Raw genomic sequence first — 24,246 nt, 5'->3', positions numbered from 1 at the left:
TGGGCCCTGCTGTGGGAACGCTCCAGGCTACCGCAGTGCGGCCGGCAAGACGGAATCGCTCTACAACTTAAGCAATTCTTGGAGTAATTTATGTGCGGAGGCATTGAGATTAGCCTGTGACTTGTCGCTACCCAGATGCGTGAAGATCTCACCAACGTAAACGTCATCCGCAAATAACCGGTCGAAGACGGCATCAATAATTGGTTGTGTCGCCGCCTGCTCCTGTACGGGTCCGAACGGATTAGCGAAGAAGGTGGTACTCATCCCCACTTCATCAGTCGTTCCTAAAGCACAACGTTTGCCGGCAACAAAGGTGGCCTTGGCCGTAGCCTGATCTTCAAAACGATGAACCCCAATTGCATCGTCATAGTTGTTGGCGTAGACCCACATATCGATTTCATGGTGCGCCACGACCCGGGGCCAAGTGTTCGCTGGAATGATGACTCGTGCATTCTTTTGTTCCGGATTCATATAGATTCCGCGGTCCATGTTGTTGAAAGCTACCTCGCTGCTCAAGTCATCCAATCGGACAAAGGCCCCGGTTTCGGTGCCCTGCGCGTACAAGTGGTCGTCCTCTAATGTGAAGCTACCCATGTCATCAAAAATCGTTTCAATATTAGCAATCTGGTCATCGGCCACCGCCTGCAAAGCTTCAATGGATTCAGACTTCCCAGCACCGGAATCCCCAAAGAAAACCACCGTCTTCGTTTGACCGTTGGCAAAAGTGATGCGAACCATCGAGCCGTGAATTGGTAACTTCTGCTCAGCAATCATGTGGAGGTTGTGCAGTGTCAGACACATTTTCTTCATGTAACCGAAGTAAGTTGTCTGGTCGTTGTAAGGAATCTGCCCCACGTAAATCCCATTCGCTTGGTCGTAAAAATAGTGACCATTTTCCGGGTACTCATCGCTCGCCACCCCTGGTGTCCCAAACAACAGAATAAGGTCTGGCTGCTTCCCCGCGATTTCTTCAGTGTCTGCCATCTGAAAGAGATTAGCTAGGGCAATTCCCGACGCCAAATAGTCTCTGTGGAAGTAAATGTAGGCCAGGCTCTCGCCAATCTTAGCTGGATAACACAACCAGTCACGTTCAGTTCCCTTAAAGTTTTCCAAGGGATTCGTCTGCGTCGCTGTGAAGAGGCCCTTGCGCTTATTACTCTTCGTGTGGAGCATCATTGGTGGTTGTAACATCATCCGACTAATAAAATGGATGTCCTTAAGGGCCTCGTAGCCAGTTGGCAATGGCCACGCAACTTCCCGTAGTAACAACGTGCCGTTAGTCCCAGCGTTGACTTCACGGTAAACGTGGTTCGCATGGCCCTTTAATTTTTCCTCAATGGCTCGGTATAACCGGATCACTAAGTCGTTAAAATTTTGATCAATGGACATGAACTCACTGGCGACAACGTTATTCTCGTGGGCCGTCATCAATGAGATCCGTAGGTACGTTCGGTAATACGTGTACAGGTCCTCAACGCTGGCCAAAATTTCGGCCGTCTTGAAGGGCTGGTACGCGGTCACTTGGTCCGTCAAAATGGCCTTGACTACGTCCATATAAGTTTCTGGCGTCGCTAGGTTAAAGGTCGTGACGGGGTCGGCATCGACTGGGACCTTATCGCGCTGTTGGTTCAAGAATAAACGAACAAACGCAATCAACTCCTCACTATTGACGAGGTCAAAAACACTCGTAATAAAGTGGGCATTGTAGTTTAAAACGGCAACGTTGCGGTCTGGGTTCGCGTAGAACGAAGGCGAATCGATCATGGTTGTGTTTGGCATAGGGAGACCCCTTTCTGATTAAGCTTATCCGCTATTTTAGCGTATTTACTCGTCCGATGGAAGCAACATTTTATTTTCCTTGCTGCCTAAGTCAGTCAAAGCGTTCAACTAAACAAGTGTACTGAAGAGTGTCTGTCTGATATATGACCGTAGACTAACTGAAAGCCGGCCGGAACTGCCACAAGAATCTTCACCAAATCAAGTATCGACCACCATCCCCACAGCGGGCGAAATCTCTGGCCGCCAGAGTACGACGATTTTACCTTTCAACCTTTAGGCTTACAAACTTAAGAATAAAAAATGAGTTCGGGACAAAAGTCCCAAACCCCGGTTGTACTCCGAACGCAAATGGTCGAAACGTGCGACAACTACCTAACCACTAGCGACGACAGATAGCAATAAGTCACGCCTGTTTCCGACCGTCACGAAGCATGGCAGCGAAAATCCAACCGACAACCGCAATCCCTAGAAATGTCCAGAAGACCGCATGGTACCCAGCTAAGCTAGCAGTAGCAGCTGACGTCACCTTCAGCTGTCCTGCCGTAACAGCGGCTAAAATCAGCGTTGCTACGGCAACTCCGGTTGATCCCAGAATTTGGCGAACCGTTGTAATCACCGCAGTCCCATGAGAAATCAACTGATCTGGTAAAGAATTAGCCCCCAAAGTCACGGCTGGCATCATAACAAAAGCATTGCCCCCTTCAATCAAGGCAGCAATTAAAACCATGGCGAGTAGTGACTGCTTGCCACCAACTACGGCCAACCATAGCCAGCCCAGGACAATCATCGACATCCCGGTCAACATGGTGGCTTTAAACCCAATATGGTCGGCTAGTTTCCCCGTCAACGGGTTCAACAGGCTTAGGACCACGGCCCCGGGAACTAAGGCCATCCCCGAAGCAAATGGCGAAATTCCCAGTACCTCTTGATAGTATAGCGGAAAGACAATCGTGACCACGATTAAAGCAATATAGGAAGTTCCCGTCAGTAAGACGGCCAAATCAAAATTAGCTGTCTTCAGCACGCGCAGATCCAGTAAGGGTGTGGCCACGTGAAATTGGCGAAAGACAAAGTAGGCTACCGCTAGAAGACTGACTACCAGCAAGCCACTCATAACACCCCAGTTGACTGTTGCCTTACCAATTTGGTTGACGACGTACAGAATCCCAATGAAGCCCACGCTACTGATAACGGACCAGTAATCCAGGTGAGCCTTATGCTGCGGCATGACATCTTTGATGGTTTTGATGGCAATCAAAAAAACAATCGTGATGATTAGCATGAAGACAACGAAGAGTCCCTGCCAACTGGTATATTTCAAAACAATGCCGGAAATAATTGGGCCAACTGCCAACGCCGAACCCATGACCAAGCCAGCAAACCCCATGACACTCCCCCGCTGGGCTTCTGGGGTAATTCGGAGCATCACCGTCTGGTAGGACGGAAACATAATGCCGACCGCCATAGCTTCCATGACTCTTCCCAGCATCATCAACGGAAAGCTGGTGGCTAAGTAAATAATAAACGTCCCAACGTCAAATAACGCCAGCACGGTCACAAAGAGCACTGGAAACCGAATATTATTCAACAGCCACGGACTAACTGGCATCATCACGACCATCACCAACATGAACCCCGTCGTCAGCCACTGGACCGTTGACGCTGGCACGTTGAAGTACCGCATCAGCGTTGGGTACGCTGTCGACAGCGATGACTGGCTAATCGACATAGTAAAAGTCCCCGCCAACAGTGTCCAAATAAAGGCCAGATGACTATATGGCCGTCCCTGTAAATCAATTGCCTCTGAATCCAAAACCCTCACTCCCTCATGCTACTTTAGAAACATTATCAACTGACTTCTATCGTAGTCCTTTTGACGGGGACTGTAAACCAATTGGACCCTGTTCAATCAAGTTACTTATGGCGCAAACTTTGGTACAATGAAATTATTATGTGACTGGGTATTTATGACCAGTTATTGCGGACTACGCAAAGAATTGAGGGCGGACTATGGACTTAGTGACTTATTTAAAAGATGAAATCGATTTTCTCACGGAACAAATGAAACGCGCTGAAGATGAAAAGGATAATTCCATGCACTTCTTATGCGATGCACGGATCACCGAGGCCAAACGTATCTTGACTCAGGTCAACGACGGCAAAATCAATCAGCTCAAAGCAGACTAATCAACGACCGAACGAGACTTCCTCGTTCGGTCGTTCCTGCCGTATAGAACTTATTCAACTGAGTCGCCTAAATGACTGATTAGGTGTACATTAGAAGTGAACATATTTTTTAGGAGGTAACACGTTGATAACCATTAAATCTGATCGTGAAATTAAGAAAATGGCCGAATCCGGTGCCGTTTTAGCTGGTGTCCACAAGGGCTTACGGGACATCATTAAGCCAGGTATCTCTACCTGGGAAATCGAACGTTTTGCTAACAAATACATCGCTGAACATGGTGCCACCCCTTCAGAGAAAGGGTTTGAAGGCTACAAGTACGCTACCTGTGTCAGCGTTAACGACGAAGTGGCCCACGCCATTCCCCGCAAGGAACTCTTGCTCAAGGAAGGTGACATTGTTGCCGTTGACATGACCGTCAACTTGGACGGGTTTGAAAGTGACTCCTGCTGGACCTACGCCGTTGGTAAAATCAGCGATGAAGCCCAACACTTGATGGATGTCACCAAGAAGGCCCTCTACCTAGGGATTGACCAAGCCGTTGTCGGCAACCGTATCGGTGACATTGGTCACGCCATTCAGGCTTACACGGAAGGCCAAGAACACATGGGCGATGTCCGTGAATTGATCGGCCATGGGATTCAACCAACCATGCACGAACAACCAAACGTCCCTAACTACGGTGAAGCCGGTCGCGGGTTACGTTTACGCGCTGGTATGACGATTACCATCGAACCCATGATCAACTTGGGAACTTGGGAAATCATCTCTAAAGAAGTGCCTGACAAGTCTTGGGAATACTACGCGACGGCTGATGGTTCACTGTCTGCTCAGTACGAGCACACGCTGGTAATCACTGACGATGGTCCTAAGATCTTGACGTCACAAGATCCTGACACTGACGCTAAATACCTGCTGTAATTCAGACTAAAGGAGGTCATTTACATGTCCCTGACCAATCAAACACCTGAAGACCAAGTGCAAGCCACCTTTGACAGTATCGCACCTCAGTATGATCAGATGAACAACCTAATCAGTCTGGGGACCCACCGGCTTTGGCGGCAACACGTAATGGACGCAACGACCATTCATCCGGGTGACTTTGCCCTCGACCTCTGCTGTGGCACTGGTGACTGGACGTTGGCGCTAGCGAATGTTGTTGGTCCGGCGGGACGCGTAGTTGGCCTCGACTTTAGTGGCACCATGTTACGTGAAGCGCGTTCTAAGGTTAAAGCGGCTGGTCTGACCGACCGCATCACGTTGCGTCAGGGAGATGCCATGCACCTCCCCTACCCAGATAACAGTTTTAACCTGGTAACGATTGGTTTCGGCCTGCGTAATGTCCCAGATGCAAACCAAGTCCTGCGCGAAATGGCGCGGGTGGTTAAACCCGGCGGACAAGTCGTTTGTCTGGAGACTTCTCAGCCAACCAACTCAGTAATTCACACGGGTTGGCAAGCTTACTTCGGTCACATCGTTCCCTTGATGGGCAAACTGGTACATCACTACCAAGCTTACAATTACCTGCAACAATCGACTCACCAATTCGTGAGTGTGACTGAGTTGGCCACGATGTTTCGAGATGCTGGCCTCCGTCAGGTTCATTATCAGCAATTCAACTTAGGGGCAGCCGCGGTACACTTTGGCCGTAAGCCTTACTAAATCTAAGATAAACAAAGAGGTATCGGGACAACTGTCTCGGTACCTCTTTTACTGTCTAAAAACATCGTTCTTAATCATTGAACGGGAATTCTTCAATCATCTGTAATAACTTCGTATTGCTGTTCAAGCGGGCAAACGCCGAAGCATCTTGAAGATCCTGCTTGATTTGGTGGGGATCTCCTTGCAATCGTTGCTGATTCAAGGCGCGTTGATACAGGATACGTGCCAAGTAGTAGGTCACGTGGAAACGCGCACAGACCTCAACCCCGTAAGTCAACAGGTCGTTACTATTTTTCAACTCGCCGTTACGACCATAAAATTGACCAGTATAAAAAATAATGTTTAAGGCGCGCCAAATGCTGTGCCGATTCTTAAAACTTAAGTTTCGAATTTCACCGGCAACCTTATTGAAGTAAAAACCAGCCCGTTCGTCGTCATCCTCATTACTATAAGCAATTCCCATCCCAGTGTAGGCCAGCATGGAATACATAGAATGATGGCCTTCATCAAACCGGTTTAAAATTTGTGAAAAGTCGTAGAGTGAGTCGGCAATTGGGCCACCAGTCAGCGCCGTGATATACCCCCGAATGAAGTAAAACCGCATTTGAAAGGTTAACGTGCCAGTCTCTGGATTGCCTAATTTTTTCAGGCTAGCCGCGGCTTCCTTATATTCACCAATCAACAGCTGGAATTCAGCCTGTTCCAATGCCTGTGAACGAACGGAGTCCTCATCATGGTTCAACGGAAAAAGATCATTTAACGTTAATTCTAGACGATCGCACAGTTGCAACAGAATTTTCAAAGAAGGAACCTTGCCGTTACGTTCAAATTTACTGAGAGTTGCTTGTGTACAAATACCATTAGCCAACTGGTCTTGCGACAAATGCAGTCGCTTCCGTGTTTCAATAAAAATATCAATATTCATAAACTTATGCCATCCCTTAAAACGTTCTGGGGCTATTATACCAAAAGTCCCCCCAGCAACGCTTAGTTCTGCCAACCGTGATTGTCCCGGTCCCAATCACGTTTACGACTGCCGGAAACGTAGGGGTTACCTGCAACTGTAAACCGTAGTGGTCGGTCCTGCCAGCTACCTGCACTGACCCCAACCCGTGATGTGGCCGCGACTTCCTTTGGTTGACGCGTCTTTTCTGCTGTAATTGTTAAATTATGTGTGCCAAGTAGCGTTCTGTTCAGGTCCTTGGATTGTAACCCGATAGCCGCTGTCAGCTTGCCAGGCCCATTGCTAATATCTGGAACTGGTTTGTCACGGTGTTGCTGCATAAGATCTAACCCTTCATGGGGTTCAATTCCTCGAATCAGAATTCCTTGTGGTGTTCCCACCGTTTGGGTGGCAATGTCTAACATGTAGTACCCGCGCAAAATGTAAATATAGATAGTTCCTGGTGCATCATACAAAGCGGCGTTAGCGGCCGTATGACGGCCATTAAAGGCGTGCGCAGCAGTATCCTGTTCACCCAAATAGGCTTCCGCCTCAACGACCCACCCACTCATTCTGCCAGCCGGTGTGTCGTAGATCAACTCATGCCCCAGTAGGTCTTGCGTAATCTCTGGTGTAGAGCGACCTGCATAAAACTCAGCTAACTCATTTGTCATGGTCTTATCCGCTTCCTTTAATTTTTATTTATAACTTTGACCGCTGTGGGGGCGCCCACAAAAAGTTGGCCAAATACTTTCCTTGATTCAAATGCGAGCAGAGCAAGCTGCGAACTAAGATCTACCCTGCCCAGCTTCACAAAAATTACCCAGCCTCTACGCCTCATTGCTGCTCAATATTCCGCCCCCCAGCTAATTCTGAGTGATACTCCTCATATGAGTCGCAGGCAGCAATATTCGTCACCTGGTAAGATTTAATTCTCAGAACAGAGATGGTAAACTAGGAGTCATGGAGATGGTATGAAAATGGCAATTAAATGCGAACGTATCTATACAAAACCCGCCGACTTAGACGGCTACCGCGTATTGGTCGACAGACTCTGGCCCCGCGGTATTTCAAAGGTCAACGCCCAACTAGCTTCCTGGGAAAAAGAAATGGGCCCCACGACCGAACTGCGTAAGTGGTTCAACCATGAACCCGCTAAATTCCCAGAGTTCAAGCAAAAGTACCTCGCTGAGCTCGCCGCTAACGACGCCCTAGCCGACTTCCTAAAGTTGGTTGCTGATCAGTTAGCCACCCAGGACGTCATCTTTTTATACGGTGCCAAGGATGAGGAACACAACCAAGCCATCATTTTGAAAGACTTCGTGCTCACACAATTGGCTGGCCAAGTGCCCGCAGCACGGTTGCAAGACTAAGTGCCGTCGTATCGGCCAGCATAGCATCCGCGCCCGGTAAAGCTTGCTGATTAATACCAATCGTGGAACACCCAGCAGCCTTAGCCGCTTGTATCCCGGTGACCGTGTCTTCAAATGCCACGCAATTTTCTGGGGGAAATCCCACCAGCTTTGCCGCAGCCAAATACACGTCGGGGGCGGGTTTGCTGCGTTGAAGTTGATCGGCCGCAACAATCTTCGGAAAGAACCCTGTCAATCCCAACCGGACAATTTCAGCTGGTGCGTTAGTTGATGCCGAGGCCAAAGCCATTGGATATCCTGCCGCCACCAACTCCTTTAAAAAGTTGGTTACGCCTGGCAACCGATTAGCTGGTGTCATCTTGGCAATCATCCGTTGATACAACTCATTTTCATGGGTGGCAATGGCCTGAAATTGTTGTTCCGTCAACTTAGACGTTTGCCCGTCAGAGCTTAAAATAGCTGCTAACGAAGCACGCCGACTCATACCTGGTAACGTCTCAGCCAGCTGTGGCGTCCACGGTACCTTAAGTTCTTGGGCAATTTTTCGCCATGAAGCTAAGTGGTACTGCCATGAATCAGCAATTACCCCGTGTAGATCAAACAAGAATCCCTGAATTGCTGGTCTCTGCATCAGAACTCCCCCTTTGACAACGTCTCAAGTATGCTTATTATACACCAAACTATGTGTAGATTAATAACTGATAGGCATATTTCGATTGAATAGACTAACTGAACGGCCTAACTTACTGACCCCAATTATCATAATTACGTACCAACTAACAAAAGCACATCGGACTTTCCCATCGAAAAGTCTAATGTGCTTTTTTGCTAAAGTACCTAATATTCGCCTTATTGGTAACACAACCAGCGTTCGGAACCATGACACTTAACGAATCACGATGACTGATACGTCAGACTTCTTCGTCAGCCGCAGACCAATTGCACCGGGATGACCATGGCTTGCAAAGTCCACATCAGCTCCACAAACAATCAAGTCTGGTTGAAAGTCTGGCACAATTTTTTGCAGAATCACGTCGTCAACGTCGCCACCCTCGGCTACAATCGGCCGAACCTGTTCAACACCAAACGCCGTCGCCTTGTCAGCATATTCTTTAACGATGCGCCGGAGATGATCCCGTTTCTCGTTCAGCTTAGCTGGCATCAAAGACTCATAAATACTGATATCATTGTTTTCTAAGACTGATGCAATACCCAGATGTGCTTGATAGTCGCGCGCCATAGTCATTGCAAACCGAAAAGCCCGGCTGGTCGATGGACGGTCGTCCTCATCGATCGTAATTAAAATACGCCGGAAAAACAGCGGATTGTTACTTTCATCTGCCATAAAGTTATTTTCCCTCCAATGGATGATTCGGCTTCATTGTATCATACCTCCACACGCTAGAGTAGCAAGCTAATTGACAAAAAGGTGGCACGACTACTCAATTTTGACCACTAGATTTATAGTGCCCGGCCCGAAATCATTTTTCAGGTCACAAGTGGTAAGTTCCTCCAGGATTGTCACTTAACACGTCTTATCGAACGTTATCGGTGGTTTAACCGTTAGCATGATACTTTATCTGAAATCTAACCAGTCGCCCTTAAAACGCCATCCGTGGATAAAAACCAACGATTCCAATAATGAGTGATTAAGTTAATCATTAAGTTCTGCCACACAGGGTTGGCTGGCCGTAGTGAAACCTTAGCACTCTTATTTGACCCAAATAACCAAAATGGGTAGCCCGGCAAAATCAGGGCTACCCGTTCGTTTACATTCGTTTAATTAGCGTGGTCTGGCGATAAAATCATCGGCCCACGAACCGCTCGTGGCAATTCCACCGTAATCCGGCGAATCACAACTGGTTGTGGAACCACGACTGGTGCTACAGCATTTTTGGCCGTTAACATGTGCCAAATGGAATGCAGCAACAACAAGCAAACAATCATCAATGGGAATCCGGCAATCGTTGAGACCGTTTGGACAGTCTTGAAGCCCCCCACCATCACAATCCCGAAGGAGAAGATGATGAAGACAACGACCCAGATCATCCGGTTCCAGCGACTAGGTTCTTCCCCATCGTCCAAATGAAGGCTGGTGAACGAAGAAACAATAAACGCTGATGACGAGATGGTCGTTGCTAAGAAGATGAAACAAGAGATACAGTAGAGCGCCAAGATGATCATCTTAAATGGCAAAGTAGCAATGACCGTGGCAACCACGGCAGCCTGACCCTGGGTATTCAAGATGTGGACCAAGTTAACGGCTCCGGTACGTTGCAGCCACAGAGAATACCCGCCAAAGATGGCGTAAAAACTCATGCAACCCAAAGCACCATAAGTCAACATCCCCACAAGGACCTGACGAATTGTCCGGCCTTTAGAAATCCGGGCAATGAACAGTCCCATGACGGGCATGTAGGACAACCACCAGCCCCAGTAGAAAATCGTTTCTTGCTGAGCGGTACTGCTACCCCCATTGGGCAATGTGTTAGTCGACATGGAAACAAACTTTTGGGCCATCAAGCCCAAACTGTTCGTTTCAGAATTTAAAATATAAACCGTTGGTCCAATGACCAAGATAATAGCTAATAACCCCAGTGCCGTCCAAATATGCGCAGAACTTAACCGGTTGATTCCACCATTCAAACCATGGAACACCGTGACAGCAAATAAAATAAACAGAATAATAAAGAGTTCAATTTTTAGCATCAAATTGTCTTGCACACCGGTAAGCCGACTCAAGACTTTGGAAATGATGGGAATTTCCATTCCGACTGAAGAGCCAATGCCCCCCATAATTCCAAAGACCACTAAGAAGTCAATGACGTGCCGCGCAACCACTTTACCGCGACTATCCCCTTGCAAACTGGTAATAGCGGCGGAAACCCGCTGAACCTTACCATGCTTGACGTACAGGACGTAAGCAATCGCAATCGTGGCTGGCGCGAACATCATCCAGGCCATGGGACCCCAGTTGAATTGCCCCAACATGTGGGCGGCACCGTACGCATCACTAGAGAATGGCTTCAAACCAAACGCTGGGTGTTGTAGGTACCGTAAGGGATCAACGATAGACAGCATCAAAATGCTGGCATCGATGGCCGTAGCGAAGACCATGCTCCCCCACTGAAAATTACTGTAGTGGGGTTTGTCTTCGGGGTCACCCAATTTAACCTTACCAAACTTACCAAATGCCAAATACATAAAAAATAAAAAGTTGACCACGTACACCATCATATAGGCCCATGACATGCGAGTATCAATCCAGTTCAATATTGAACTCAGGCCGGCTTGTAACTGGCCGCCACCTAAAATAAATAGCAATGACGCGAGAATAAATAAAACGATGGTTGGTACGAATACTAACTTATCAATATTTTTACGCGCTAAAATAAATAATCCTCCTCATTTGTTTCCTGCAGGCCAAGCCTCCAGCGGACGCTGCCTCACGAGATTGTACGAAAAAAGCGCTAGTTCAGGGTCGTCATACGAGCCACCTGCACAGCGCTTAAACGTTAAATACAAATTGCTTACGTAAATCTCTTTGAAGCGATATCCAAAGTCTATTATACGCAGAAGGACTAATTAGTAAAATCTTGCGGATAAATAAGAAATTTCTACTGAAAATAAAGCGGTTACACATCCTATAGTCATTGGAATCTAAGAATTTGATTAGAATTTCAAGACTGGACGCCTACTTCAGTAAATCTGGCCACTGTTCGCGAGCCGCAGCATCACCAGTTACACCGTTATCAATTTGTTTGATGACCCGCGCCGGGTTACCAGCAATCACCACATCATCACCAAATGACTTGGTAACAACTGAGCCAGCACCAACCACAACGTTATTACCCAATGTCACACCTGGTAGAATCGTGACCCGGCCGCCCAACCAAGCATTGTCCCCAATTGTAATTGGGGCCCCCATTTCAACGTCAGCCTTGCGGGCCATCGCATTCAATGGGTGAACCGGCGTGTACAGACCAATGTTGGGGCCAAAGTAACAATGCGAGCCAATCGTAATCGGACAGGTATCCAAAAACGTCATATCATAATTTCCATAAAAGTGGTCACCGATATGAATATTCCAGCCGTAATCAAACATAAACTCCGCCTCAACAAAGAAGCCTTCGCCCACGTCTGGCATTAAGCGTTTGTATGCTGCCATCCGTTCACCGTTATCATCAATTTGATTGGCGCCTCTCAGAGTCTTACGAGCCAGAACTCGACGGTCGATCAGCTCCTTATCAAACTGATCATAGGGCTTACCAGCCGTCATATTTTCTCGTGCAGTTGCCATCTTTATCAATCACTCCTCTTGCTTTTAATCATAACACTTTTTAAAAAGGCCTTGCGAGCGCCAGTTTTTCAGAGCAACTAAATGTTGACAACTAAGTGGTTTACATCCATCAAGTATTGGCGACCTAAGTTAGTCCAGAGTGATTGCACTCCGAAGACCAGGGATTCCGCCTGCTGTGGGGACGCTTCAGCCCACATCTGGCGGCCGATAAGGCGGAAAGCCATACTACTGGGCTGTCTAATTTACACACTTTAGCAGAGTAAATAAAAAGTGGTGAAGACCCGCATCTTCGCCACTCTGAATACTATTATTTCTATTCTGAATCACTTGCTGGGCCATCGGTGAACGTCATGGCTTGCTCCCGTAAGATCCAAGTAATACCGTACGCATCGACCACTTGCCCCATCTTACCGCCGGCCCGTTGCGCCGTAAACGGACTGATAACTTTTACATCAGATTTCACCAACTGTTGATAAAGCGCAGCCAGTGCCTTAACACTCGCACCATCATCCTCATCCACAGCAATCATGAGTGAAATCTGGGTGGACGACGTCGGTTGTCCCATTAAAGCGTCGGCACACTGAATATCTAGCCCCATGACTTGAAAGCCACCGCGCATGGTGATTCCCTCCAAGTCGACCGTGGGTTCTAAGCCTAAACGTTCGGCTTCTTCTGGTGTTGGACTGACTCGGTAGGCATTTTTGGCGTCAAAGACATCTTGGTAATACGTGATTGCCTCTTTCGCATTTTCAAATTCCAAATATGGAATCATTTTAACTTGCATCATCGGTACCCCATTCGCTACAGTTTTTGTTCAGTGTTCAATTTATCATCTACCTCGAACGATTCCCCCAAATAGATGACCCGCATAAGATTTATGAAACTATTATAGCCTTAATCGTCATTAAACGGTAGGTTTTGTAAATTTTTCGCAATATCGGCGACCGACTGTTCGCGACTCTGATGCCTTGCGTCAGGCTTAGTTATTTTAGATTTCTCAACTGGCGCATCTGCTGAAGTCTTTGGTATCGGCTGGCCAGTAACCATTTGATCCATTGTTTGATTCAACAAATGATCAACGAAAACATTTCCTTGATTCGTTGCATGCCCCTTTGTCCAGGCAAACGACAGAGCTGTAAATTGTGGTAACAAGCGGTCGACCGCTTGCCACAATTCCACGTTAACTAACGGTCCGGCAGCCCGTTTCCAACCACGACGTTTCCAGCCAGCTAGCCAGCCCTTGGTCACCGCATTCAATACATACTGGGAATCCAGGACGAACCGAATACCCGTGGCAGTCTCACCCAGGGACTCTAACCGCTTGAGGGCGTTCAGAAAAGCCATGATTTCCATCCGGTTATTTGTAGCACCAAATTCACCGCCTGATCCGGTAACCACGCGATTTGGCATTTCAATCCGGTAAGCCCAAGCAGCTTTATCAGCCGTTCTGACGTGCCCACCGGCAACATTTCCCGTATTACGGGACCCGCCATCCGTGTACACCGTAATCGCCACTGGACGTTGGCTGCTAGACTGGTCTTGTTGGGACCGGGCGGCTGGTTGCCGCCGTCCTTTAGTTGGCGCTGGCTTTGCACTGCCAGCCGTTCCTTGCATGAAGGCCTTAGCCTCAGCTTCCGAGGCAAAACTTTTATATTGCGCACCAGAAAAGCCACTGACTTGCGCCTGTGTTTCTGGCCAGGTCCGGTAAATCCCAGGCTGCCGGCCCTTTCTGACTGCGTAGTACTTTTGTGCCAATTAAATCCCCGCTTTCAAACTAATCTTAGCTAGTTTACCACACTTTACCGGCCTATCAGTGAAATCGGCAATTACCACTTTTGTGTAGCCGTTACCATCTTTGTAACACCTAGATAAACTTTTTAACGGTCTTTTCTAGTGATTCTTTTAAATTGCCTAAATTTAAAGTGTAAATTGTTTTCATAACTTTTAGATTATGCTAACCTAGTATGTGTGAGTATTGACCGGAGCACCACAGCGTCACTTAATTTTCCAAATCTAAGAGGGGGTTTTTCATGAAGAATCCGATCCGTGCGTCCATTATTACCGTTGACCAAGCCCGTGAAATGTTAAAGGACCAGCGCGAACAACGTGATGAACGTTTTCCGCAGCTAGCTATCTCCGGTCAATACATTTTACCTGACTACCGACTAACCCGTAAACGTGAAGCGTTTAAGATTCGCCGGCATACTTTTCTAAAAAAGCATTTCCGCTCCTACGTGGCCTTTGATTCCGATAACGGTCAAACGTTATGGATTCACAACTTCCCTAGTCTTTCCGAAGCTTGTTTCTGGCTAAACACTGGACTCAAGCCTAACGACACGGATTCCTCGAAATCGTACAAGGAATGGAAGACAGAACACGTCGTGGAAATTGAAACTTTGAAAGAACAATTACGCACACAACACCATGAAAAGAAGAAAGCTGTGCCAGCTGAAAAGCCAATCAGCGTCACCACTGTCCAAAAGGCCAAACGCTCCAAGGCCAAAAAATAAATGCAAACAATAACGTCGTCACTGCAACCAGCCAACTGGTTGTAATGGCGACGTTTTTATTTTATTCATCTAAATTAGTGAATCAAACTAAAAACTGGCCCATTTTACTGATGTAAAATAGGTCAGCTATTAAACTAATTTTTAAATTTCAATTTGGTAAATGCGAAGGGTTTTACCCCCGACGTTCTGTGTGCAGAATTACAGGTCCAAATGCACCCGCTTAGGATCGGTCTTCACAACCACCTTACCATGGTGAATCGAGTAAAGCACTTCGGAGCGTTGGTTCAATGCGTTGTAAAAGTTATCGTTATTCATAATAATCAGGTTAGCTGGTTTGCCAGCGGCCAGACCATAGTGGTCGGTGACGTGCATCGCTTTGGCACCGTGTGTCGTCACAAATTGATAGGAATTCATAATGTCATCGTACCCCATCATTTGGGTCACGTGAATCCCCATGTGAAGGGAGTCCAACATATTGCCATCTCCCATTGGATACCACGGATCTTTAATATCATCTTCACCAAAGGCCACGTTAACGCCTGCTTCATTTAATTCTTTGACCCGCGTTAACCCCCGACGCTTAGGATATGTGTCGAACCGGCCACCTAAGTGGGTATTAATCAGTGGGTTAGAAATCATGTTGATGTGAGACATCTGCAGTAACCGCATCAATTTATAAGCGTAGGCGTTGTTGTAAGACCCCATTGCCGTTGTGTGACTGGCTGTTACTTGGTCGCCTAAACCGGTCTCCAATGCTAACGTGGCCAACGTTTCTAGGCCACGAGAGGCGGGATCGTCAATTTCATCACAGTGCGCATCGACCAATTTGCCGTACTTCTGAGCGAGGTCAACGGCAAAGTGCAGTGACTCAACACTGTATTCTCGTGTGAATTCAAAGTGAGGGATGGCCCCGATGACGTCTACTCCCAGCTTTGCCGCCTGTTCCATCAATTCCTTACCATGAGGGAACGATAAAATTCCTTCTTGTGGGAAGGCTACCAATTGAAGTTCGATAAAGTCTTTAACCTCATCACGCACTTCAATCAGTGCTTTCAGAGCCGTTAAACTAGGATCTGTTACGTCAACGTGAGAACGCACAAACTGAATACCATTGGCTGCTTGACGTTCCAGCGCTTGTCGTGCACGGGTCTTGACGTCTTCAATGCTCAGTGTTTTCTTCCGTTCGGACCAAATACGAATTCCATCAAATAAAGTCCCAGACTGGTTCCATTCAGGATCCCCAGCGGTCATGGTGCTATCCAAGTGAACGTGTGGGTCGACGAATGGTGGCAAAATTAGCTTTCCCGTTGCATCAATTACCTGTTCACCATTTTGAGGTGTCAAATGATCAGCAATAGCTGCAAATTTACCATCCTCAATCCGAATATCTTGTGGTTGTGTTGCGTTCTCAATGAGTCCTTGTTGAATTAACATGTGCGTTAACCTACCTCCTGTACACGATTTTTTCAATAGAAACCGGGAATCGTCAGTCCGAGTAAGAGGACGGTGCTGTCTGCCACGATCCCCACCGTGACTATGATAGCCAAGCAGGTTGCCGGCACTAAACACCACCAAGGGCTCCGTCTAGCGAAGTGGACGATTCCTATTAAGCTTATCACAGTTAACCCCAGTCCGAGCGTCAAAGTCACCGGTTCGTTGTGAAATAGTTGGTAAAGACTATTGAACGCTCCCGACAATGCCACCCAACTCGCCAACGTACCAAATCCCAGCCAAATACCTAAATACTTGATATTCGTGGTCATGCTGACTCCCCCTTACCCCAATATAAATAAATAAATTTGCGCCCAAGTGGTGGCGCTTCCACAGATGGTTATGCTATGCTGAACTTGTTTTATATCTTTCATTTGGAGGTTTCGAGACTCATGACTAATTCTTACCCACAAGCCTTAACCATTGCTGGCTCTGATAGTGACGGCAGCGCTGGTATGCAAGCTGACTTACATACGTTTTTTGCCCGCGGTATTTACGGCGCTTCCGTAATGACTGCCTGTGTTGCCGGTAACTCCTATGGGATTCACGCCAGTGTCCCAATGCCAACGGATTTTATCGATCAAGAATTTGCCGACCTCGCTGACGATTACCAGATTCGGGCATCTAAGACCGGAATGCTGGCTGACTCAGCACTGATTGAAACCGTCGTTAAAAATTACCAAAAAGCTGACTTTGGGCCACTGGTTGTTGACCCAGTCATTATGACCAAGCATGGCAACCAGTTATTAGAAGAAAGTGCCTTTAACACTCTGCGAACGAAGCTACTCCCACTCGCCGCAGTACTGACGCCCAACTTCTATGAAGCCGAAAAGATCGCCGAAATGTCAATCAAGACAGATGATGACATGGTACTTGCCACCAAGAAAATGCAAGCGATGGGCGCCAAAAATATCATCACTAAGGGGAGTCATACCGACACTAATCAACAAGAGGTTCGCGATTACGTGCTCCTCGAGTCCGGTGAGGGTTTCTGGCTCAGTGAACCTTACCACGAGACCGACCGGGTGAACGGGACGGGAGACACCCTCTCAGCCTGCATTACCGCCGAACTGGCCAAAGGAACCCCCATGAAGAAAGCCATTCAAATTGCCAAACGGTTCGTGAATGCTGCCATCGGGGAACCAATCGAAGTTGGTCACAAATTTGGTCCAATTAACCACTGGGCCGCTCTAGACCGTCAATTAAGCTAAGGTCAATCAAAACCAAATGACGCTCGAAAAAACAATCAGTCGTGGCCCGGTGCCGCGACTTTTTTAATGCTGTCAGATTACCAACGGTCGGGACTCCAGGTCCGACCATCCACTTCGCCACCTAATTGGTCATGGCGCTGATCTTGTTCCTTGACAACTTCATCCAACGCCAGCCAGAACGCTCTGTCCGTAAACTTAGCCTGACGACTAGCTAACTTTTGAATGGCCTGATGCAACCACTCCGTATCTTCCTCAGTCATCTTCCTGCTCCTTTATCATTGCCAAGGTATCCTGAAGAGTCTCCAGGTCTGCTTGCTTTTGGCTAAATGTCTCTTCAATCAAGCGACCAGTTGGTTGGTCTTGCTCATCCAACTGAGCAATCATCGCGGCCAAATGGTCACTGAACCACGCCTGCCGATTCTTCAAACTATCCGGTTGTCGCTGGGTTAAATACCGTTGATAGGCAATGACCAAGCGTAATTTAGCCGGCTCATCCAAATAACTAAACTGATGGATAGCAAACGTTGGCAACCAAGTCATCTTCGCTCGTTGTGCCACTGCCGCCAACGGAGCGAGTGCAGCATCCAGTGTTAAGCCTTCCGCTCCCCCCCGTTGAAATGCTTCGGCGGGCATGCCAGTGGTCACGACCACCCCGAGTTCTTTGCCGGCTAAGGGGTACCGGTGATCACCATAGACAAAGGACCGCGTCAAAACGGTATCCTCCCATTGCTTTAATCCAGCCGGTGCTGCGTACCAATACAGAGGAAACTGAAGGACTATGCGGTCTGCTTGCCGCAGCTGGGCTTGCTCATACGCGGTGTCTAAAACCATCTGGCTTTCAATGTGTTCCCACGCAATCTTTCCCGTGGGCAAACTGGCCTTTAAAAATTCCTGCGTCCCAGAGTCCGCAATCTGTGGATGAGAAACCAATACTAACGTGTTCAACGACGCTCAACTCCTAACGTGGGTTTTATTTATGCCAACTTTATCACAACTTTTTCGGTCAGTAGCTGTAAATGCTTGCTAACTTTCACGCCAAAAGAATCCAAAATAAAAAGCCCAGTCCTTAACTGAGCTATGATTCATTAACTTAATCGACGATTTGAATTATCGTGAAATTTACCTTCGCGGGTCGCCAGATGCTTGCTCTTCTTACGGAAAGCTTCTCGGTTGTTTAAGTACAACTGACCCACACCGGCAAACACAATAATCAACAAAATAATAACTACAGCATGCATAGCAATTCCCCCCGTCAACTTTAGGTTACATTTATATTATCGTAATGTTACAGAAAGATTGCAAGGGTTTGAACGCAATTATTAGAATTTCTTGATAATTTTAGTGGTTTACTTACTTTCAGACTTGGCGGAGCTATCCGCAGGCTTTCGATCTGATGATGCAGGCCGCTCCTTGTCCCGTATTTTCCGCACATGCTTTGAAACCTGATCGGTTGGATCAACTTGTTTTTGCGCGACTAAATTAGATAAGGGGTACGCTACCAATAAGACGGCCAGCGAAATTCCCAGATAAATCAAGTTCTGCCGACGACTCCCATGTGCCTGCGTAATTTGAAAAAAGTAATAGATCAAACTGATGGCCGCAAAAAGCACCACAATTTCCGCAATCACGTGAACAACTGCCACAAGAGCACCTCCGTCCATTTAAGTTCACTCTACTCGTAAAAACATACTCTTGTCAATCGTACCTAACATCCACAATTGACAGGCTCTCTCGCCTTCTCTATAATTAGAGGTTGTTGGCTAACCACCCATTAGGTCGCAATAGCTCAGCTGGATAGAGCAACGGTCTTCTAAACCGTAGGTCGAGGGTTCGAATCTCTCTTGCGACATCATTTAAAAAAGGTTTGAGACAAAAGTCTCAGACCTTTTTTTGTTCCGAACATATATCGTCGAAACGTGTGACAAAGGGCAGTCAACTCTGCTTGTCGCACCCTCTCCTACGCTTGGTAGGTCCCAACAACTGGCAAATCTTTCAGAACTCGCCGACCATGAGGTGATTGGCCATCAATTATCTGGGTCAATTCTTGACCCGCCAAATTGCCGTGGTGCTTACCACCAGCCCAGGCCGCTTTGTCCGACACATCGTAAACTGTCTGATCAATAGCAACGTAAGCTGGTTGGCCGTTTTGACCATTATATTTAGCTAACTCTTCAGCATTAAAAACTTTTTCGCTCATCCAGCACAACTCCCTTTATTAGATGAATTAATCGTAACCGTTTTCAAAGAAGAAGACAAGTATTTTACCTGTCACTTGATAAGTGAGCTGTTAGCTGCTAATTGGACACAAAAAAACCACCAACACACAGTTGGTGGTTTTTCTAAACTCGATTAGGCTAAAATAAATTAGTCAACAACCGAAACGTTAGCAGCTTGTGGGCCACGGTCGCCTTGTTCTACATCAAGGGATACGTGTTGGCCTTCTTCAAGCGTCTTGAAGCCTTCACTGTTGATAGCAGAGAAGTGAACGAAAACGTCTGAGCCGTTTTCCAAAGTGATGAAACCGTAACCTTTATCAGCGTTGAACCATTTAACAGTACCTTGTTCCATAAGAATGAAACCTCCATGCGCATAGCGCAATAATATTTGCATTTGAAAGCTGGGGTAAAAAGGAGCCATTCTTAAAGAACGTCGAGCCTTTAAAACTTCCGAACCATAAATACATTAACAATAGGATAACAGGTATTCCGCAGAATAGCAAATAGGAAGTTCGAAAAAACCGAATTAAATTTAGTCCAACCCTTTAGGTATTTTGTGTTATCCACGTTTGTGCGGCCAATACTTCTTGTGGTGTCAGCATATGACTGCCACCCGTTACCAGCATTTCCGTCGTGGCGTCAACCTGGTCGCAAGCGTTTTGTACGCGTCGAACGGTATCCACAGATACTAAAAGATCTCGCTGGCCAGCGGATAGCCAGACCTGATAACCAGGTCGTGAGACGGGCTGCGCAACTGGCAACCATAACGGGTGAAATAAAACGGCCGCCTGTCCCGGAATGACGCCCGCGCGAGCTCCATAGGCGGCCATTGCCGCTCCATTAGAATAGCCGACCAGAATTAACTTAGTCGCGTCCCACCGGTGTTCTTGGCAGAGACTTGTCACCGTCTTTCCCAGCCAAATTGCCTCGTTATGGACCTGCAACGGATCTGTCGGTCCCGCAGCCGTCTGCCGAAAATATTGGCGTTCAGCCCCGCTCCCTTGCCGCCCAGCAATCGTAATCAGGGGACTCTGAGGCGCCAGCCGCCGACCAAAATTTAGTATCTCTTGATTTGTTCCACCAGTACCCTGTAACAATAATAAAGGCGCCGCAGTATTGGCGCCCGGCATCCATTCAATTAAATCTTCTTCTACCATTAGCAACTCCTATCGCCGAACAATCAGTTCAATTAGTCCCTTTCTGGGTGCAAAATTCAGTCCATCGCAAACTTCCGTCAAAATTTTTCCGTACTCCGATAAAACGTCCACCGGTAATGGTGTATGGGTTCGCAAATGCTCAATTAAATCTTGCGCCGAATCCATGTCGGCCAACGTCACAAACAATAAGGCATTGTTAATCAAGTCCCGTAGTAAATCCGTCAGCAAACCATTTGGCTTACCCGCAGCATCGGTGATGACGACCTGCTGGCTTTCAACCTCTTGGTGATTCACAGAAATATGTTTTAATTCATCGAAAATCGTTTGCACGACTCGTCACTCCCTCATCTAAGCGTTGTGTTAACTAGATAATACAGCAATTCGTGTTGAACTGAAACTAATTACCTGAAAACGCTTGCGAATCTTCCTGTTTCTGATACCGGGCCATGACTTTTTCCTGAACTTTGGGGAGTGGCAAATCCGTGATTTTCGCCGCCGGAACCCACTTTCCTGGATAGAAAGGTAACGATGACGCCGTTGGTAAGTTGGCCTCCAAGAGCTTTACCTGCCAGCGCTGATGCGTATAAGTATGACTTACCGGCCGGCCACCGACCGTGGTCAGTGAGAGTGGTAATTGATAGTCAGCAGCAAATAAATCTTCCAAGCTCTTAAGATCTTGAGCTAGCGTCGCTTCATCAGTGGCTTCTGCCGATTGCAGTGACGCCTTCGTAACCAGCGGAAACGTCCAATACCCCGCCAACATTTCCTGTTCCGTGCGTTGCACCAGGAGGTATCCCGCTGGCGAATGGATAATTAAGGCGTAGTAATCGATCAATTTTGGTCGAGGAGCCTTAGTCTTCACTGGGTAATCTTCAACTTTATTCAACTGATAGGAGGCGTCGAAGGCTTTGACAGGCGAATGGGCGGGATCCGAATTTTTGGCAGTCATGTAACTAGAACCTAGGTCCATGATAGCTTGATTAAAAGCACCCGGTCGTTCCGGATCAACGATAGGTTGAATAATCTTTTCAAATAGTTGCCGCGTCTTGGGCTTAGCAATATCTGCTTCGATCAATAACAATCGGCTAAACACGCGGAAGGCATTGCCGTCGACCGCCGGAACCACCTGACCAAAAGCAATACTGGCAATCGCACAGGCTGTGTAGGGACCAATTCCGACTAAATCGGTCAACGCGGCCGCCGTTTGGGGCCAGGCCCCCTGATAGTCCGTGACAATCTGTTGCGCCGCGCGCTGCAAGTTTCGCGCCCGCGAATAGTAACCCAGTCCCTGCCAAGCCTTCAATAAGGTTGCCTCATCTGCTTGAGCTAATTCAACCACCGTCGGAAAAGTCGCCATAAATCGTTCATAGTACGGAATCACCGTCTTGACCTGCGTTTGTTGGAGCATCACTTCACTCACCCACACGTGATAAGGGTCGTGATCCCGTCGCCAGGGTAAATCACGACCCTCACGATCGTACCAAGCCAACAATGTCTGCCGAAATGCTCGCATCGTTGCCATAGACCATTCTTTCATCATGCTACCTCCTTTAACGATTCCCAGTGGTCACCAAGTTTGGTGGCCTCACGTCCAGAAACTAAGACTTAATTTTTATATTTTAGCGAATTTCATTGGCCACGACAAGCTAACGTCCCGACAACGCTTGACGCCACCCCAGGACTCCCCTATTATCAGAGAAGATATTACATAGATAACGGAGTGGTAAATGTGAAACGATGGGGACTCGTTATGTGTCTGGGATTACTCTGTCTCGGCCTAACTAGCTGCAGCATTAGTCAGCGAGCAGATTCAACTAGCGACAGCCAAGGGGTTATGACCAAAAAGCAGGTGTTAACGCTAGCTACCAGCCAGCCGTTGACCACCCTAGATACGGATAAAATGACTGAATTTGGCCGTCTCAATAACACGATTGAAGGACTCTACACCACTGCGAATAATGGTCAAGCGGCACTAGCACTTGCACAAAAAGTTAAGGTCAACAAAAGTAAGACGACCTACACGTTCACGTTATGGAAAGATTCCTATTGGAGTAATGGTGACCGGATCACTGCTAAAAACTTCGTTTACTCCTGGCAACGGGCTTTAGCACCACAGACCAAAGCCCCCAATGCCGACCTCTTTACAGGAATTCACAACGCCCGCAAGATTCTGGATGGCAAACTCCCCGCCAGTGAATTAGGTGTTTCGGCTCCCAGCAAATTCAAATTGGTGGTTGATCTTGATCATCCCATGGCCGAACTGCCGCAACGCTTAGCGTACCCCCTGTTTGGTCCCCAAAATCAAAAAATTGCTGAAAAGTACGGCAAGAAATACGCTACCAAGCCCCAATACCAAGTCTACGCTGGGCCATTTATGGTTGCCACACAGGGAAACACCAAGACCCACTGGCACATGATTCCCAATCCACGCTATTGGGACAAGCAGCACGTATACCTCCAACGAATCAATGTTGACGTCTATAACAACACGTCCAGCATGTGGCAAGACTACCGCAAGGGAAAGCTGGATGAAGTTCGACTAGTCTCCACACAAAACATTAAATCATATCAGAAACAAACGGCCTACACGGCGCGTCCCTACTCCAAAATGGTCATTTTAAATTATCGGCAGCAGGGACCCAGACCCATCATTAACCGTTTGCTGCAACAACGACTTGCCCGGCTGGCTATCTCCCATACTCTAAACCGTAAGAAGTTGGGGCAAGTTTCATATGGTGTGACCTCGCTTCCTGCTCAAGGTGTCGTCCCAGCTGGATTAAGCCGAGGACAAAAGGGAACGGCAGACTTTGCTGCTGCCCAACCCAAGCAAGAAACATTAACTTACCAGCCTAAGGTAGCCAAACAAGAATGGCAAGCTGCTCGCCATCAAGCAGGCATCGGCAACATCACCTTATCCCTGAGTTATCTAAACGCCCCCTATAGTCTCAAGGTGGCCAAGGAATTGCAACGGCAACTTGGTAAGTTGCCGGGCTTGACCATCAAACTCCAACCCCGGGAATGGGCGGTCAATCAATCAGATGGTCCAACCAACACTGATTTAACGTTAGCAACGCAGCATGCCCAGTACGCCGATCCTTTAGCGATGCTAGCCCTCTTCACCAGCTCCAACATGGCCAACACGGGTCATTGGTCTAGCGCAACGTACGATAAGCTCATTGCTCGAGCCAGCAATGCGCCATCATTTAATAATCGCCGGTGGCGAACCCTACTAGCTGCTGAGAGTCGCTTAATGCAGGATCAAGGTGTCACGCCACTGTTCCAACCGGCCAGCACGTACTTGATCAATCCTAAGCTAAACGGCGTGCAATACAACACAGTAGGTACGCAGTCCAATTTCAAGGAAGCCTACTTTGTGAAATAACTTGATCAGCTCCAGTTAAAATGACCTAGATTAAAAG

The 24,246-nt window shown here is 47.5% G+C and carries 28 protein-coding genes and 1 tRNA gene; 8 read left to right on the top strand and 21 right to left on the bottom strand.

Translation table 11 applies throughout. The features are described from left to right. Positions 1 to 60: 60 nt before the first annotated feature. Both AB3Y94_RS10855 and AB3Y94_RS10850 read right to left on the bottom strand, forming a co-directional pair. A complete protein-coding gene (locus tag AB3Y94_RS10855) occupies positions 61 to 1,779 on the bottom strand; it encodes a phosphoenolpyruvate carboxykinase (protein WP_367296234.1) in 1,719 nt (572 codons plus the stop codon). A 403-nt stretch (positions 1,780 to 2,182) separates the two neighbouring features. Continuing rightward, on the bottom strand, positions 2,183 to 3,592 hold the full coding sequence (locus AB3Y94_RS10850; RefSeq protein ID WP_367296233.1) for an MFS transporter: 1,410 nt from the start codon (positions 3,590 to 3,592) through the stop codon (positions 2,183 to 2,185). Between the two features lie 197 nt (positions 3,593 to 3,789). On the opposite strand from AB3Y94_RS10850, the gene AB3Y94_RS10845 reads away from it, so the two are divergent. The 3 genes from AB3Y94_RS10845 (at position 3,790) to AB3Y94_RS10835 (ending at position 5,626) form a co-directional block, all read left to right on the top strand. After that, the gene (locus AB3Y94_RS10845) at positions 3,790 to 3,966 is read left to right on the top strand and encodes a hypothetical protein (RefSeq protein ID WP_164506427.1); all 177 of its coding nucleotides are present in this window, start codon (positions 3,790 to 3,792) and stop codon (positions 3,964 to 3,966) included. A gap of 124 nt (positions 3,967 to 4,090) precedes the next feature. Beyond that, on the top strand, positions 4,091 to 4,885 hold the full coding sequence (gene map / locus AB3Y94_RS10840) for a type I methionyl aminopeptidase (protein ID WP_125693854.1): 795 nt from the start codon (positions 4,091 to 4,093) through the stop codon (positions 4,883 to 4,885). Between the two features lie 24 nt (positions 4,886 to 4,909). Continuing rightward, entirely contained in the window at positions 4,910 to 5,626 is a 717-nt protein-coding gene (locus AB3Y94_RS10835) for a demethylmenaquinone methyltransferase (protein ID WP_367296232.1), read from the top strand. Between the two features lie 70 nt (positions 5,627 to 5,696). Here AB3Y94_RS10835 and AB3Y94_RS10830 read toward each other — a convergent pair whose 3' ends face one another. Then, entirely contained in the window at positions 5,697 to 6,551 is an 855-nt protein-coding gene (locus tag AB3Y94_RS10830; protein WP_367296231.1) for a helix-turn-helix domain-containing protein, read from the bottom strand. 62 nt (positions 6,552 to 6,613) lie between these two features. Beyond that, complete coding sequence (locus AB3Y94_RS10825; RefSeq protein WP_367296230.1) at positions 6,614 to 7,243, bottom strand: DNA-3-methyladenine glycosylase; 630 nt, start codon at positions 7,241 to 7,243, stop codon at positions 6,614 to 6,616. Between the two features lie 306 nt (positions 7,244 to 7,549). On the opposite strand from AB3Y94_RS10825, the gene AB3Y94_RS10820 reads away from it, so the two are divergent. Continuing rightward, a complete protein-coding gene (locus AB3Y94_RS10820) occupies positions 7,550 to 7,942 on the top strand; it encodes a DUF488 domain-containing protein (protein ID WP_367296229.1) in 393 nt (130 codons plus the stop codon). On the opposite strand, the gene pgmB is transcribed toward AB3Y94_RS10820, so the two are convergent. The 6 genes from pgmB to AB3Y94_RS10790 all read right to left on the bottom strand — a co-directional run bounded on the left by pgmB (position 7,896) and on the right by AB3Y94_RS10790 (position 13,997). Further along, entirely contained in the window at positions 7,896 to 8,573 is a 678-nt protein-coding gene (gene pgmB, locus AB3Y94_RS10815; protein WP_367296228.1) for a beta-phosphoglucomutase, read from the bottom strand. The genes AB3Y94_RS10820 and pgmB overlap by 47 nt on opposite strands. 255 nt (positions 8,574 to 8,828) lie before the next feature. Then, a complete protein-coding gene (locus AB3Y94_RS10810) occupies positions 8,829 to 9,287 on the bottom strand; it encodes a universal stress protein (protein WP_367296227.1) in 459 nt (152 codons plus the stop codon). A 434-nt stretch (positions 9,288 to 9,721) separates the two neighbouring features. Further along, the gene (locus tag AB3Y94_RS10805) at positions 9,722 to 11,317 is read right to left on the bottom strand and encodes a BCCT family transporter (protein WP_125693842.1); all 1,596 of its coding nucleotides are present in this window, start codon (positions 11,315 to 11,317) and stop codon (positions 9,722 to 9,724) included. A gap of 319 nt (positions 11,318 to 11,636) precedes the next feature. After that, on the bottom strand, positions 11,637 to 12,242 hold the full coding sequence (locus AB3Y94_RS10800; protein WP_367296226.1) for a sugar O-acetyltransferase: 606 nt from the start codon (positions 12,240 to 12,242) through the stop codon (positions 11,637 to 11,639). 313 nt (positions 12,243 to 12,555) lie between these two features. Beyond that, on the bottom strand, positions 12,556 to 13,029 hold the full coding sequence (locus AB3Y94_RS10795; RefSeq protein ID WP_367296225.1) for a VOC family protein: 474 nt from the start codon (positions 13,027 to 13,029) through the stop codon (positions 12,556 to 12,558). A gap of 107 nt (positions 13,030 to 13,136) precedes the next feature. Further along, positions 13,137 to 13,997, bottom strand: coding sequence for a ribonuclease H family protein (locus tag AB3Y94_RS10790; protein WP_367296224.1), 861 nt, complete (start codon positions 13,995 to 13,997; stop codon positions 13,137 to 13,139). 275 nt (positions 13,998 to 14,272) lie between these two features. Here AB3Y94_RS10790 and AB3Y94_RS10785 point away from each other — a divergent pair, with 275 nt between their 5' ends. Next, positions 14,273 to 14,752 carry a hypothetical protein gene (locus AB3Y94_RS10785; RefSeq protein WP_367296223.1) on the top strand — a complete coding sequence of 160 codons (480 nt, stop codon included), beginning with the start codon at positions 14,273 to 14,275 and terminating at the stop codon, positions 14,750 to 14,752. A 198-nt stretch (positions 14,753 to 14,950) separates the two neighbouring features. Here AB3Y94_RS10785 and codA read toward each other — a convergent pair whose 3' ends face one another. Together codA and AB3Y94_RS10775 are read right to left on the bottom strand one after the other, a co-directional pair. Then, a complete protein-coding gene (gene codA / locus AB3Y94_RS10780; protein ID WP_367296222.1) occupies positions 14,951 to 16,186 on the bottom strand; it encodes a cytosine deaminase in 1,236 nt (411 codons plus the stop codon). Positions 16,187 to 16,218: 32 nt separating this feature from the next. Then, complete coding sequence (locus AB3Y94_RS10775; RefSeq protein ID WP_367296221.1) at positions 16,219 to 16,515, bottom strand: hypothetical protein; 297 nt, start codon at positions 16,513 to 16,515, stop codon at positions 16,219 to 16,221. A gap of 120 nt (positions 16,516 to 16,635) precedes the next feature. Here AB3Y94_RS10775 and thiD point away from each other — a divergent pair, with 120 nt between their 5' ends. Beyond that, the gene (thiD, locus tag AB3Y94_RS10770) at positions 16,636 to 17,454 is read left to right on the top strand and encodes a bifunctional hydroxymethylpyrimidine kinase/phosphomethylpyrimidine kinase (RefSeq protein WP_367296220.1); all 819 of its coding nucleotides are present in this window, start codon (positions 16,636 to 16,638) and stop codon (positions 17,452 to 17,454) included. A gap of 77 nt (positions 17,455 to 17,531) precedes the next feature. On the opposite strand, the gene AB3Y94_RS10765 is transcribed toward thiD, so the two are convergent. The 4 genes from AB3Y94_RS10765 to AB3Y94_RS10750 form a co-directional block, all read right to left on the bottom strand. Then, positions 17,532 to 17,714, bottom strand: a complete 183-nt coding sequence (locus AB3Y94_RS10765) for a hypothetical protein (RefSeq protein ID WP_367296219.1) — start codon at positions 17,712 to 17,714, stop codon at positions 17,532 to 17,534. Next, on the bottom strand, positions 17,707 to 18,399 hold the full coding sequence (locus AB3Y94_RS10760; protein WP_367296218.1) for an NAD(P)H-dependent oxidoreductase: 693 nt from the start codon (positions 18,397 to 18,399) through the stop codon (positions 17,707 to 17,709). The genes AB3Y94_RS10765 and AB3Y94_RS10760 overlap by 8 nt, the downstream gene beginning before the upstream one ends. A 140-nt stretch (positions 18,400 to 18,539) precedes the next feature. Beyond that, the gene (locus AB3Y94_RS10755; RefSeq protein ID WP_367296217.1) at positions 18,540 to 18,692 is read right to left on the bottom strand and encodes a hypothetical protein; all 153 of its coding nucleotides are present in this window, start codon (positions 18,690 to 18,692) and stop codon (positions 18,540 to 18,542) included. Between the two features lie 108 nt (positions 18,693 to 18,800). Beyond that, positions 18,801 to 19,097: a hypothetical protein gene (locus tag AB3Y94_RS10750; protein WP_367296216.1), complete on the bottom strand. Its 297-nt coding sequence runs from the start codon at positions 19,095 to 19,097 to the stop codon at positions 18,801 to 18,803. A 132-nt stretch (positions 19,098 to 19,229) separates the two neighbouring features. Between AB3Y94_RS10750 and AB3Y94_RS10745 the strand changes: the two genes are divergently transcribed. Next, positions 19,230 to 19,303, top strand: a tRNA-Arg gene (locus AB3Y94_RS10745). Between the two features lie 108 nt (positions 19,304 to 19,411). Here AB3Y94_RS10745 and AB3Y94_RS10740 read toward each other — a convergent pair. From AB3Y94_RS10740 to mutY, 5 genes are all read right to left on the bottom strand, one after another. Then, a complete protein-coding gene (locus AB3Y94_RS10740) occupies positions 19,412 to 19,651 on the bottom strand; it encodes a cytochrome b5 domain-containing protein (RefSeq protein ID WP_367296215.1) in 240 nt (79 codons plus the stop codon). Between the two features lie 167 nt (positions 19,652 to 19,818). Then, complete coding sequence (locus tag AB3Y94_RS10735; protein ID WP_011668621.1) at positions 19,819 to 20,022, bottom strand: cold-shock protein; 204 nt, start codon at positions 20,020 to 20,022, stop codon at positions 19,819 to 19,821. A gap of 193 nt (positions 20,023 to 20,215) precedes the next feature. Then, positions 20,216 to 20,827: an esterase gene (locus tag AB3Y94_RS10730; protein WP_367296214.1), complete on the bottom strand. Its 612-nt coding sequence runs from the start codon at positions 20,825 to 20,827 to the stop codon at positions 20,216 to 20,218. Positions 20,828 to 20,836: 9 nt separating this feature from the next. Then, positions 20,837 to 21,157, bottom strand: coding sequence for a hypothetical protein (locus AB3Y94_RS10725; RefSeq protein ID WP_367296213.1), 321 nt, complete (start codon positions 21,155 to 21,157; stop codon positions 20,837 to 20,839). A gap of 67 nt (positions 21,158 to 21,224) precedes the next feature. Then, on the bottom strand, positions 21,225 to 22,364 hold the full coding sequence (mutY, locus tag AB3Y94_RS10720; protein ID WP_367296212.1) for an A/G-specific adenine glycosylase: 1,140 nt from the start codon (positions 22,362 to 22,364) through the stop codon (positions 21,225 to 21,227). 192 nt (positions 22,365 to 22,556) lie between these two features. Between mutY and AB3Y94_RS10715 the strand changes: the two genes are divergently transcribed. Continuing rightward, entirely contained in the window at positions 22,557 to 24,209 is a 1,653-nt protein-coding gene (locus AB3Y94_RS10715) for a peptide ABC transporter substrate-binding protein (RefSeq protein WP_367296211.1), read from the top strand. Positions 24,210 to 24,246: the final 37 nt, after the last annotated feature.

The organism is Levilactobacillus yonginensis (assembly GCF_964065165.1).
Taxonomy (GTDB): domain Bacteria; phylum Bacillota; class Bacilli; order Lactobacillales; family Lactobacillaceae; genus Levilactobacillus; species Levilactobacillus yonginensis_A.
This window is presented reverse-complemented; position numbering and strand designations above follow the sequence as displayed.